Source organism: Streptomyces sp. NPDC031121 (genome assembly GCF_055570615.1).
Genome location: NZ_JBVIGV010000003.1, coordinates 510,587 through 522,400, shown reverse-complemented (window position 1 = coordinate 522,400; position 11,814 = coordinate 510,587). Strand labels below are relative to the sequence as shown.

The following is an 11,814-nucleotide window of genomic DNA, read 5'->3' as shown; positions in this document are numbered from 1 at the left end:
GCGGATGCGGCGCCGGGCGGCCCTGGGCCGTGGGGGTGGGTCAGTTGCGCCAGGTGTCGAACAGGGCGACCTTGCCGTCGGCCGGGACGGTGGCGGTGCGGTTGGCTCCGCTCTCCCAGGCGGTGTTGCCGGCGGCGTCGCGGCGGATGTACTTGTACGAGAACACGGTCCCGGGCGGCAGCTGCACGTCGAGCTTCCACACCGGGTAGGCGGCGGGGTCGAGCTTGGGCGCGGCGGCGGGGTTCCAGGCGCCGAGTTCGGGCCGGTCGCCGGCGATGTGGATGTTCTGGCCGGGGACGGTGGTGGCGGTGACGGCGAAGGAGGCGCCGCCGGCCGCCGCGGCGGTGCAGGAGCGGGCTCCGGCGTGCAGGGCGAGGGCGGTGCCCGGGGCGACGGTGGCGGTGAACCGGCCGTCGGCGCCTACGGTGACGGCCCGTCCGCTCTGCACGTCGCAGTATTCGCCGCCGGGCAGGGAGGTCTCGAAGGTGCGGGTGAGGGCGGAGGACTCGTGGTTCAGTGCCACGTACGCCTTGCTGCCGCGGCCGAAGGCGATCTGGTCGCCGCCGTTGTCCCACCAGTCGGTGACGGCCTGCCCGCGGGCGGTGTTGCGGAAGGCGACCATGGAGGAGACCTCGCGCCAGGCGTGCTGGCACTTCCAGCCGTCGCTGTAACAGGCGTTGACGGTGCCGCCGTTGGGCGGGCCGGCGTCCTTGTCGGTCCACTCGTAGCCGGAGTGGACGTCCGGGGAGCCGTAGGGCCAGGCCAGCATGAAGACGTTGGCGAGGGTGTAGGCGGAGCCGTTCTTGTAGTTGAGGGTCTCGCCGTTGCGCTCGGTGTCGTGGTTGTCGACGAAGACGCCGGACTTGCCCGACGGCATGTGGCCCCAGGCCTCGCCGAAGTTCTTCAGGTAGGCGAGGTTCTCGTTCTGGAAAACCCGCTTGAGGTCGCGGGCGTAGCGGAACTCCTGGACGTCGCCGGTGCCGAGGTACTCGGACGGGTCGACGGCCTCGCCGGCTCCGAAGATCGCCTCCTGCTTCCAGTAGGCGCCCGGGTTGGTCAGCCGGGACTTGATGTTCGCGAGGTCGGCGGCCGGCATGTGCTTGGCGGCGTCGATGCGGAAGCCGTCGACGCCCAGGGAGAGCAGGTCGTTGAGGTAGCCGGCGATCCGTGCGCGGACGTACTCCTCGCCGGTGTCGAGGTCGGCGAGCTGGACGAGTTCGCAGTTCTGGACGTTGCCGCGGTCGCGGTAGTTGTCGCCGATGGCGGTGCGGCAGTCGTCCATGTCGGCCCCGGAGTAGATGCCGGGGTACTCGTACTTGCGGTAGGTGCTGCCGCCGGTGCCCGTGAGGGTGGCGTTCGGGTCGGCGGGACCGGCCATGTGGTTGATGACGGAGTCGGCGACGACCTTGACGCCGGCGGCGTGGCAGGTGTCGATCATCGACTTGAAGGCGGCGCGGTCGCCGAGCCGTGAGGCGATCTTGTAGCTGACCGGCTGGTACGAGGTCCACCACTGGCTGCCCTGGACGTGCTCCTGGGGCGGGGAGACCTGGACGTATCCGTATCCGGCGGGGCCCAGGGTGGTGGTGCAGGCCTGGGCGACCGAGGCGAAGCGCCATTCGAACAGGACGGCGGTCACGTCCTTTTCGCCGGGTGGTGAGGCCTGGGCGGGGGGTGCCTGCGCGGTGAGGGTCGCGGCGGCGAGGGCGGTGGCGGCGAGCAGCGCGGCGGCGCCGGCCCGGCGCGTGGGGGCGGCGGGCGGTCTGGCGTCGGTGACAGACATGCGGGGACCTCCTGGCGGGAGAGGTGGGGATTGCTGGCGACCGTAGGGGCCGCCCCCGCGTGTTGCAAGACTTTGCGCAAGAGATTGCAGAATTGTTTCCGGCCAGTAGGCCCCGGTCGGCCCGGCCCGGCCCCGCAGGCCCCGGACATGGCGGCGCCGGGACCCCGTGATCGGGGCCCCGGCGCCGGGCGGGGTCTCGGGGGTCGGCCCCGAGCTTTCAGGTGCGCGGCGGCGGGGCCGTCGAGCCCCGGACCACCAGCTCCGGTTGGAAGATGTATTCGGTTCTCTGGACGGGCGTCCCGCCGACCGCCTCCAGCAGCGCGCCGACCGCGGCGGTCGCCATGGCGCGCACCGGCTGGCGGACGGTCGTCAGCGGCGGGTCGGTGAAGGCGATCAGCGGCGAGTCGTCGAACCCGACGACCGACACGTCCTCGGGGACGCGCAGCCCGCGCGCCCGGGCCGCCCGTATCACGCCGAGCGCCATCGGGTCGCTGCCGCAGACGATGCCGGTGCAGCCCCGGTCGAGGAGGGCGACGCCGGCGGCGTGGCCGCCCTCGACCGTGAACAGGGTGCGCTGGATCAGCCCCTCGGCCTCCGCCCCCGGCACGGCCGCGGTGAAGCCCTGCTCCTTGCGGGCCGACGGCACGTAACGGGTCGGCCCGATCGCCAGGCCGATCCGCCGGTGCCCGAGGGCCTCCAGGTGCCGGACGGCCATGTCGGCCGCGGCCCGGTCGTCCGGGGAGATGAACGGGGCGTTCACCTGCTCGTTGAAGCCGTTGATCATCACGAAGGGCACACCGCGGGAGGCGAGCCGCTGGTAGCGGGCCGGGTCGGCGTGCGAGTCGGCGTGCAGGCCGGACAGGAACACGATCCCGGTGACGCCGCGCGCCTCCAGCTGCTCGACGAGCTCGTCCTCCGTGGCCCCGCCGGGCGTCTGCGTGCACAGCACCGGCGTGTAGCCGTGGCCGGCCAGCGCCTGCTCTATGACCTGCGCGAACGCCGGGAAGATCGGGTTGGTCAGCTCGGGTATGAGCAGCCCGACCAGCCCGTTGCTGCGGCGCCGCAACCGGACGGGCCGCTCGTAGCCGAGCAGGTCCATCGCGGCCAGCACCTTGTGGCGGGTGCCGGCCGCGACGCCCGCCTTTCCGTTGAGGACCCGGCTGACGGTCGCCTCGCTGACCTGGGCCTGCGCGGCGATGTCCGTCAGCCGGAGGGGTGTGTCCCCGCTGGTCACTCCTCCCACCACACCGCCGTGTCGGCGGGCAGAGTGCCCGGGTCTTCGAGGACGGCGCTGGCCAGCAGCACGGTCCCCGGGGAGGGCAGTGCGACCGGCTCGGCCGTCGTGTTGACGGTGCAGACGAACCCGCCGCGGCGGAACGCCAGCACCCCGTCCGGCGCGGGCAGCCACTCGACCGCGTCTCCGGCGCCGAGGCCGGCGTGCTCGCGGCGGATCCGCAGCGCGGCCCGGTACAGCTCCAGCGTGGAGTCCGGGTCGCCGGTCTGCGCCTCGACGCTCAGCTCGGCCCACTCGGCCGGCTGGGGCAGCCAGCTGCCGCCGTCGCCGAAGCCGTACGGGGCCTCGGTGCCGGACCACGGGATCGGGACGCGGCAGCCGTCGCGGAAACCGTCCTGGCCCGCCGCGCGGAAGAACGACGGGTCCTGGCGCACCTCGTCGGGCAGGTCGGTGACGTCGGGCAGGCCGAGCTCCTCGCCCTGGTAGACGTACGCGGAGCCGGGCAGCGCCAGCATCAGCAGCGTGGCGGCCCGGGCGCGGCGCAGGCCCAGCTCGCGGTCGCCCTGCTCGCGCAGCTGCGTGCCGAGGCCGGGCGGGTTCGCGAAGCGGGTGGCGTGCCGGGTGACGTCGTGGTTGGACAGCACCCAGGTGGTGGGGGCGCCGACGGGGCGCATCGCGGCGAGCGAGCCGTCGATGACCTCGCGCAGCTCCCCGGCGTTCCAGCCGGCCGTCAGGTACTGGAAGTTGAACGCCTGGTGCATCTCGTCGGGGCGGACGTACAGGGCGGTGCGCTCGACGGTCGGGGTCCAGGCCTCGGCGACGAGGACGCGGTCGCCCTCGTACTCGTCGAGGATCCGCCGCCAGGAGCGGTAGATCTCGTGGACGCCCTCCTGGTCGAAGAACGGCATGACGTCGTTGCCGAGGAGCTTCAGCTGGTCGCCGGAGCCGATGTCGGGCAGGCCGGGGGCCTTGACCAGGCCGTGGGCGACGTCGACGCGGAAGCCGTCGGCGCCGAGGTCCAGCCAGAAGCGCAGGATGGAGCGGAACTCGTCCTGGACGGCCGGGTGCTCCCAGTTGAAGTCGGGCTGCTCGGGCGCGAAGAGGTGCAGGTACCACTCGCCGTCCGCGACGCGGGTCCAGGCGGGGCCGCCGAAGATGGACTCCCAGTCGTTGGGCGGGAGTTCGCCGTTCTCGCCCTTGCCGGGGCGGAAGTGGAAGCGTTCGCGCAGCCGGGAGCCGGCGCCTTCGCGGACGGCCTGCCTGAACCAGTCGTGCTGGTCGGAGCAGTGGTTGGGGACGAGGTCGACGATGATGCGCAGGCCCAGTTCGTGGGCGTCGCGGATCACGGCGTCGGCGTCGTGGAGGGTGCCGAACATGGGGTCGATGGCCCGGTAGTCGGCGACGTCGTATCCGGCGTCCGCCTGCGGGGAGGCGTAGAACGGGCTGAGCCAGACGGCGTCGACGCCCAGCTCCTTGAGGTAGGGCAGTCTGCTGCGGATGCCTTCGAGGTCCCCCATGCCGTCCCCGTTGGAGTCGGCGAAGCTGCGCGGATAGACCTGGTAGATCACCGCGTCTCTCCACCAACCGGGCAGGGTGCCGGTCGGGGTGTGGAGTGTTTCGGCGAGGTGCTGGGTCATGACGTCCTTGAGGGTCGGGCCGGGGGTGTGTGGGGGCGGGAGCCGGGTGGTCAGCCCTTGGTGGCGCCCGCCGTCATCCCGGCGACGAGGTGACGCTGGGCGAAGACGAAGAAGAGGGCGGCGGGGATCGCGATGAGGACCGAGGCGGCCGTCATGGGACCCCAGTTGGCGGTGTACTGCGTGACGAAGGTCTGCAGGCCGCCGGCGAGGGTGAGGTTCTCGTCGCCGACCATGAAGGCGGAGGCGTACGCGACCTCTCCCCACGCGGTGATGAAGGAGTAGAAGGCGGTCACGGCCAGGCCGGGGCGGGCCAGCGGCAGGATGAGCCGCCAGAAGGTGCCGAAGGGGGTGAGCCCGTCGACGCGTCCGGATTCGTCGATCTCCGCGGGGATGGTGTCGAAGAAGCCCTTCATCATCCAGGCGCAGAAGGGCACCGCGATGGTGAGGTAGGTGATGATCAGGCCGACGGGCTGGTTGAGCAGCCCGAGCTGTCCCATGAGGTTGTAGAGCGGGACGATGAGGATGGCCATGGGGAACATCTGCGTGATGAGCAGGGTCCACATCAGGGGCTTCATGCCGGGGAACCGGAACCGGCTGACGGCGTAGCCGGTGGTCGCGGCGATGAACACGCCGAGGACGGTGGTGATGCCTGCCACCAGCAGGGAGTTGCCGAACCAGGTGAAGAAGGAGGTCTCCTCCACCAGGTAGCGGTAGTTCTCCAGGGTGGGGTCCTTGACGAAGTCGGTCGTGATCGCGTGCTGGGCGGGCTTGAGCGAGGTCAGCAGGACCCACAGCACGGGGAACACGGCGACGACGGCGGCGACGGCGAGCGTCGCGTGGAGCCCGAAGGAGGCGAGCGGCGAGCGCTGCCCGCGCGCGCGGACCTTCCCGGGGGTCGCGGCGGTCTTCCCGGCCTCGGTCGGGGCCGTGGTCGTGGAGGCGGCCATGGTCACCACACCTCTCCCTGCTTGCGCAGCGCGCGCCGGTAGACCAGCGCGAAGATCATGAGGAGGGCGAGGATGAGCACGCCCCAGGTCGCGGAGCCGGCGAAGTCGCGCGGGCTCGCCACGAAGGCCTCGCGGAAGGCCTGGGTCACCAGGATCTCGGTGGAGTCGCCCGGTCCGCCCCGCGTCAGCAGGAAGATCACCGGGAACATGTTGAAGGTCCAGATGGTGGAGAGCAGGATCACCGTCATGCTGACCGAGCGCAGTCCGGGCAGGGTGATGTGCCGGAACCGCTGCCAGGTGGTGGCGCCGTCCATCTCGGCGGCCTCGTAGAGCTCGCCCGGGATGGACTGCAGGCCGCCGAGGAGGGCGACCATCATGAAGGGGATGCCCAGCCACACGTTGACCGTGATCACCGAGAGCTTGGCCCAGGTGGGGTCGTCGAGCCACGGGATCGCGGCGATCCCGCCGCCGTCGAGCAGCTTGTTGAGGATGCCGTTGTCGCGGTTGAAGAGGAACCGCCAGGCGAAGACGGAGACGAACCCGGGGACGGCCCAGGGCAGGATGAGCGCCATGCGGTAGAAGGCGCGGCCCTTGAACTCGCGGTTGAGCATGTTCGCCAGGGCGAGGCCGAGCGCGAAGGTGACGGTCACGCACGCAACGGTCCACACCACCGTCCACACCAGCCGCTGCCAGAACACCGGGTCGCCGAGGACGGCCGCGTAGTTGTCGAGTCCGACGAACGTGTACGTGGCCTCGATGTGGTTGGCGCCGATCGTGCGGGCGACGTTCCGCTCGTTGGCGTCGGTCAGCGACAGGTAGACGCCGCGGACGAGCGGCCAGCCGATGATGATGCCGAGGACGAGCACGACCGGGGCGACCATCGCCCAGGCGTACCAGTGCGTGGCGAAAGCACGCTTGAGCCCGCCGCGGTTCGCGGCGCGCTGGGGCCCGTCAGTCCTGCGGCTCCGGCCGCGGGCGACGTCGGTCTCGTCGCCCGCGGCCTTCGCCACAGACTGGCTGGTGTGAGCAGCCATGGTCTTCTTTACTTCCAGCCCTTGAGGATCTTGCGGAACTCGGCGCCGGCGGCCTTGGCCGCGTCCTCGGGGCTGGACGCCCCGGTGATCGCCTTCGTGTACTCGACCTTCAGCGGCTCGAAGAGGGAGCCGTTCTCCGGGATCCAGGCGCGCTCGACGGCCTTGTCGACGGCCGGCTTGAAGAACTGGACCATCTCGCTGGACTTGACGTCGGGCTGCTCGTAGGCGGCGGTCCGGGTCGGGAGCAGGCTGAGCTCCTTGGCGGACTGGACCTGCACCTCCTGCGAGGTCATGTACTCGACGAAGGCGTGCGCGGCGGCGCGGTTCTTGGAGCCGGCGTAGACGGCGAGGTCGTGGCCGCCCTGCGGGGCGCCGGCCTTGACGGAGCCGGCCGGGACGGCGGCGACGCCGAGGTTCGACTTGTCCTTGAACTGCTCGCCGGAGTAGCTGTCGGCGACGGCCCACGGGCCGTTGATCATCATGGCGGCCTCGCCGGACTTGAAGGCCGTCTGCATGTTGTTCCAGCCGTCGGTGGCGTTGGTGATCGCCGCGCCGGAGGTGACGAGGTCGCGGGCCGTCTTGAAGGCCTTGACGCCGGCCTCGTTGTCGACGGTGACCGTCTTGTTCTTCGCGTCGACGAGGTCGCCGCCCTCGCCGTAGATCAGCGGGAGGAACCAGTAGGAGTCGTCGCCGCGCAGGTAGAGGCCGGCCTTGCCGGTCTTCGCCTTGATCGCGGCCGAGGCGGCCTTCAGCTCCTCCAGGGTCTTGGGGGGCTGGACGCCGGCGTCGGCGAGCATCTTCTTGTTGTAGAAGAGGCCGAGGGTGTCGATGACCTGCGGGACCGCGTAGGTCTTGCCCTCGTACTTGCCGCTGGCCGCGGCCTGGGGCAGGAACTCGGCGTCGACCTTCTTCGCGGTCTCGGCGGGGACCTCGTCGAGGTAGCCGAGGGAGGCGAAGTCCGCGACCCAGCCGACGTCGGCGCGGATCACGTCCGGGGCCTCGGCGCCGCTGCTGAAGGCGTTCTTGACCTTGTTCTGCGCGTCACCGTAGGGCACGTTGACGTACTTGACGGTGACCTTGGGGTGCTTCGCGGTGAACGCCTCGGCGATCTTCTGGAAGCTGGCCTTCTCGGCATCGTTCGAGGTGTCCCACCACGTGACCGTGCCGGAGAGCTCCCCGCCCGCCTTGGTCGCGCCGCCGTCGTCCTTGGTGTCACCGCCGCAAGCCGTCGCCGCGAGCGCCAGGGTCGCGACCAGCGCGGTGGCCGCTATGCCACGCCGCATATGAACTCCTTCGATGATCCCGGCCGCGCCCTCGCGGTCCCGAGTTGCAGGGAACGTAACAAGCCTGAAAGCTGACCGAAAGAGCTTGCGGCAATTTTCTGCAAGGACGGGGGATCGTTACATCCGTGTGTCCGGACGGTTGCCGCCTCTTGCTGGCCGTTCGAACTTCCTTCGGGTCGTCAGGCGCGCAACCAGGGGCGGTGTCGCCGCGTTGACCCCGGTATGACCCATGAGCTGACCGCCCCCCGGCTTGCAAGCGCTTCCAGCAAGACCACCGAAAGCGTCGGCTGGTGGCGCGATGCCGTCATCTACCAGGTGTACGTCCGCTCCTTCGCGGACAGCGACGGCGACGGCGTCGGCGACCTCCGCGGGGTGCGCTCCCGGCTCCCGCACCTGGCCCGGCTGGGCGTGGACGCCGTCTGGCTGACCCCCTTCTACGTCTCCCCGCAGGCCGACGGCGGGTACGACGTCGCCGACTACCGGGCCGTCGACCCCCTCTTCGGGGCCCTCTCCGACGCCGAGGAGCTGGTCGGCGCCGCCCACGCGCTGGGCCTGCGGGTCATCGTCGACGTGGTCCCCAACCACACCTCCGACCGGCACCCCTGGTTCCGGGAGGCGCTCGCCGAGGGCCCCGGGGGCCCGGCCCGCGCCCGCTACCACTTCCGCCCCGGCCGCGGCCCCGGCGGGATGGTGCCGCCCAACGACTGGGAGTCCGTCTTCGGCGGCCCCGCCTGGACCCGCGCCCCCGGCGGCGAGTGGTACCTGCACCTGTTCGCCCCGCAGCAGCCCGACCTGAACTGGGAGCACCCGGAGGTCGCCGAGGAGTTCGCCTCCGTCCTGCGGTTCTGGCTCGACCTCGGCGTCGACGGCTTCCGCGTGGACGTCGCCCACGGCATGGTCAAGGCCCCCGGCCTGCCCGACATCGGCCGCGGCGCCCAGGCCACCCTGATCGGGACCGAGGCGCTGCCGTTCTTCGACCAGGACGGCGTCCACGACATCCACCGCTCCTGGCGCCGCCTCCTCGACGAGTACGGCGGCGACCGCATCGGCGTCGCCGAGGCCTGGGCGCCCACCTCGGAGCGCCTGGCCCTGTACGTCCGCCCCGACGAGATGCACCAGGCGTTCAACTTCCGGTTCCTGACCTGCCCCTGGGACCCGGCCCTGATGCGGACCGTGATCGACGAGTCGCTCGCCGCGACCGCCGCGGTCGGCGCCACCACCACGTGGGTCCTCTCCAACCACGACGTGGTCCGGCACGTCACCCGCTACGGCGGCGGCGCGCAGGGCCTGGCGCGGGCGCGGGCCGCCGGCCTGCTGATGCTGGCGCTGCCCGGGTCGGCGTACCTCTACCAGGGCGAGGAGCTGGGCCTGCCCGAGGTGGCCGACCTGCCCGACGAGGTCCGCCGCGACCCTGCGTTCCTGCGCACCGCCGGGCAGGACGGGCTGCGCGACGGCTGCCGGATCCCGCTGCCCTGGTCGGGGCAGGAGCCCCCGTACGGCTTCGGCCCGGCCGGGAGCTGGCTGCCGCAGCCCCGGGACTGGGCCGGCCTGAGCGTGGCCGCGCAGACCGGCGACCCGCACTCCACGCTGGAGCTGTACCGGGCCGCCCTGGAGCTGCGCCGGGCCCTGCCGGGCCTCGGCTCCCCCGACGCCGGCCCGCTGGTGTGGCAGCCGTCCCCGGAGGGGGTGCTCCTCTTCACCCGGCCCGGCTTCGCCTGCACCCTCAACGGGCGGGGGACGGTGGTGGAGCTGCCGTCGCCGGGACGCCCGGTCCTCTCCAGCGCCCCCGTGGAGACGGACGGCCGCTCGGTCCGCCTGCCGCAGGATTCGTGCACCTGGTGGGCTTTGTGACGTGCGACCGGTACAGTCCAATCCCGTGACCGCACGGCTTGCCGACATCGCAGCCCAGGCGGGGGTCAGCGAAGCCACAGTCAGCCGCGTGCTCAACGGCAAGCCCGGTGTGGCCGCAGGCACCCGCGAGTCCGTGCTGGCCGCGCTCGACGTGCTGGGCTACGAGCGGCCCGTGAAGCTGCGGCAGCGCAGCGCGGGCCTCGTCGGGCTGATAACCCCCGAGCTGGACAACCCCATCTTCCCGGCGCTCGCCCAGGTCATCGGCCAGGCGCTGACCCGCCAGGGGTACACGCCCGTCCTCGCGACGCAGACCCCCGGCGGGTCCACCGAGGACGAGCTGACGGAGATGCTCGTCGACCGCGGCGTCTCCGGGATCATCTTCGTGTCCGGCCTGCACGCCGACACCACCGCCGACACCGGCCGGTATGACCAACTCCGCGCGCAGGGCGTACCGTTCGTCCTGATCAACGGCTTCTCCGAGAAGGTCCAGGCTCCCTTCGTCTCCCCCGACGACCGGGCGGCGATGCAGCTGGCCGTCACCCACTTGACCGCGCTCGGCCACACCCGGATCGGGCTGGCCGTCGGCCCCAAGCGGTTCGTGCCCGTCCTGCGCAAGATCGAGGGCTTCCGCCTCGGGATGAAGGAGCGCCTCGGCCTCGACGAGGAGGCCGTCGAGGAGCTGATCCAGCACTCCCTGTACTCCCTGGAGGGCGGGCAGGCAGCCGCGACCTCGCTCATCGCCCGCGGCTGCACCGCCGTCGTGTGCGCGAGCGACATGATGGCGCTCGGCGCGATCCGGGCCGCCCGCCAGCAGGGCCTGCGGGTCCCGCAGGACGTCTCCGTGGTGGGCTTCGACGACTCCCCCCTGATAGCGTTCACCGACCCGCCGCTGACGACCATCCGCCAGCCCGTACAGGCCATGGGGCAGGCCGCCGTGCGGACGCTGCTGGAGGAGATCGGCGGCACCCCGGCCCCCCACACCGAGTTCGTGTTCCTGCCCGAACTGGTGGTCCGCGGGTCCACCGCGTCCGGCCCCGGGCAGACCAGGGGCCCGTCTCGTCCTCAAGGCTGAGCGGCCGCGGCAAGGATGCTTCCGCGGGATGATCGTAGGCGGGAAGGCATCTGGCAGACTCTCGTCCCATGGCTGAAGCGAGCGTGAAGACACTGGAAACCCGGACGGATGTCTCGACGCCCGCTGCCGTCGACGCGGCGGCCCCGCCGCAGACCCGGCCCGACCTCCTCAGCCGCCTCCGGGCACCCCGCCGCCCGCGGATCTGGTTCGAGATCCTCCTGATCGCGGTCAGCTACTGGACGTACTCGCTCATCCGGAACGCGGTGCCCGAGCAGAAGGCCGTCGCCCTCGCCAACGCCGACTTCCTGTGGCGCCTGGAGCAGGCCCTCGGCATCGCCGTGGAGAAGACCGTCAACCACACCGTGAACTCGGTGACGTGGCTGGTCGTCGGCATGAACTACTACTACGCCACCCTCCACTTCGTGGTGACCCTCGGCGTCCTGGCGTGGATCTACCGCCGCCACCCGGGCCGGTACGCGCCGACCCGCCTCGTGCTCTTCGCGACGACGGGTGTCGCCCTGGTCGGCTACTACTTCTACCCGCTGGCGCCACCGCGGCTGATGGAGACCGAGCACTTCATCGACACGGTGCTCGTCCACCACACCTGGGGCTCGATGGCCTCCGGCAACCTCAAGAACATGTCGAACCAGTACGCCGCCATGCCGTCCATGCACATAGGGTGGTCGCTCTGGTGCGGGCTGACGATCTGGGCGGTGGCGACCGTCCCGTGGGCCCGCGTGCTGGGCCTCCTCTACCCGACGGCGACGCTCGTCGTCATCGTCGCCACCGCCAACCACTTCTGGCTGGACGCGGTCGGCGGCATGATCTGCCTCGCGTTCGGCTACGCGGTCTCGCGCGCCTGGTACGGCGACATGCCGCACCGGCTGCCCCGCCACCCCCTCCACACCGGCCCGCACCCGGCCACGGCCGCCCTGCTGAACCGGTTCCGCGCGCCGCGCACCTGACACTGCCGGGC

General features: G+C 71.6%; 9 protein-coding genes. 3 read left to right on the top strand and 6 right to left on the bottom strand.

The annotated features are described in order from the left end of the window. Positions 1-40: 40 nt before the first annotated feature. The 6 genes from ACZ462_RS07950 to ACZ462_RS07925 form a co-directional block, all read right to left on the bottom strand. A complete protein-coding gene (locus tag ACZ462_RS07950; RefSeq protein ID WP_467806836.1) occupies positions 41-1,780 on the bottom strand; it encodes a carbohydrate-binding module family 20 domain-containing protein in 1,740 nt (579 codons plus the stop codon). A gap of 217 nt (positions 1,781-1,997) precedes the next feature. Beyond that, positions 1,998-3,023: a LacI family DNA-binding transcriptional regulator gene (locus tag ACZ462_RS07945; RefSeq protein ID WP_467806834.1), complete on the bottom strand. Its 1,026-nt coding sequence runs from the start codon at positions 3,021-3,023 to the stop codon at positions 1,998-2,000. Continuing rightward, a complete protein-coding gene (locus ACZ462_RS07940; protein ID WP_467806832.1) occupies positions 3,011-4,651 on the bottom strand; it encodes a glycoside hydrolase family 13 protein in 1,641 nt (546 codons plus the stop codon). The genes ACZ462_RS07945 and ACZ462_RS07940 overlap by 13 nt, the downstream gene beginning before the upstream one ends. 50 nt (positions 4,652-4,701) lie before the next feature. Then, positions 4,702-5,598 carry a sugar ABC transporter permease gene (locus tag ACZ462_RS07935; protein WP_467806831.1) on the bottom strand — a complete coding sequence of 299 codons (897 nt, stop codon included), beginning with the start codon at positions 5,596-5,598 and terminating at the stop codon, positions 4,702-4,704. A gap of 2 nt (positions 5,599-5,600) precedes the next feature. Continuing rightward, positions 5,601-6,632 (bottom strand): carbohydrate ABC transporter permease, encoded by a 1,032-nt coding sequence (locus ACZ462_RS07930; RefSeq protein ID WP_467806829.1) that lies wholly within the window; start codon positions 6,630-6,632, stop codon positions 5,601-5,603. Between the two features lie 8 nt (positions 6,633-6,640). Continuing rightward, entirely contained in the window at positions 6,641-7,915 is a 1,275-nt protein-coding gene (locus ACZ462_RS07925; RefSeq protein ID WP_467806827.1) for an extracellular solute-binding protein, read from the bottom strand. 222 nt (positions 7,916-8,137) lie between these two features. Between ACZ462_RS07925 and ACZ462_RS07920 the strand changes: the two genes are divergently transcribed. From ACZ462_RS07920 to ACZ462_RS07910, 3 genes are all read left to right on the top strand, one after another. Next, a complete protein-coding gene (locus ACZ462_RS07920; RefSeq protein ID WP_467806825.1) occupies positions 8,138-9,766 on the top strand; it encodes a glycoside hydrolase family 13 protein in 1,629 nt (542 codons plus the stop codon). A 25-nt stretch (positions 9,767-9,791) separates the two neighbouring features. After that, on the top strand, positions 9,792-10,838 hold the full coding sequence (locus tag ACZ462_RS07915; protein WP_467806824.1) for a LacI family DNA-binding transcriptional regulator: 1,047 nt from the start codon (positions 9,792-9,794) through the stop codon (positions 10,836-10,838). 68 nt (positions 10,839-10,906) lie between these two features. Then, positions 10,907-11,803 (top strand): phosphatase PAP2 family protein, encoded by an 897-nt coding sequence (locus ACZ462_RS07910; RefSeq protein WP_467806822.1) that lies wholly within the window; start codon positions 10,907-10,909, stop codon positions 11,801-11,803. Positions 11,804-11,814 lie beyond the last annotated feature (11 nt).

Excerpts from the sequence above, each read along its gene's own strand:
- ACZ462_RS07950 (WP_467806836.1), bottom strand. The coding sequence starts at position 1,780 with ATGTCTGTCACCGACGCCAGACCGCCCGCCGCCCCCACGCGCCGGGCC.
- ACZ462_RS07930 (WP_467806829.1), bottom strand. The coding sequence starts at position 6,632 with ATGGCTGCTCACACCAGCCAGTCTGTGGCGAAGGCCGCGGGCGACGAG.
- ACZ462_RS07910 (WP_467806822.1), top strand. The coding sequence starts at position 10,907 with ATGGCTGAAGCGAGCGTGAAGACACTGGAAACCCGGACGGATGTCTCG.
- ACZ462_RS07935 (WP_467806831.1), bottom strand. The coding sequence starts at position 5,598 with ATGGCCGCCTCCACGACCACGGCCCCGACCGAGGCCGGGAAGACCGCC.
- ACZ462_RS07940 (WP_467806832.1), bottom strand. The coding sequence starts at position 4,651 with ATGACCCAGCACCTCGCCGAAACACTCCACACCCCGACCGGCACCCTG.
- ACZ462_RS07925 (WP_467806827.1), bottom strand. The coding sequence starts at position 7,915 with ATGCGGCGTGGCATAGCGGCCACCGCGCTGGTCGCGACCCTGGCGCTC.
- ACZ462_RS07920 (WP_467806825.1), top strand. The coding sequence starts at position 8,138 with ATGACCCATGAGCTGACCGCCCCCCGGCTTGCAAGCGCTTCCAGCAAG.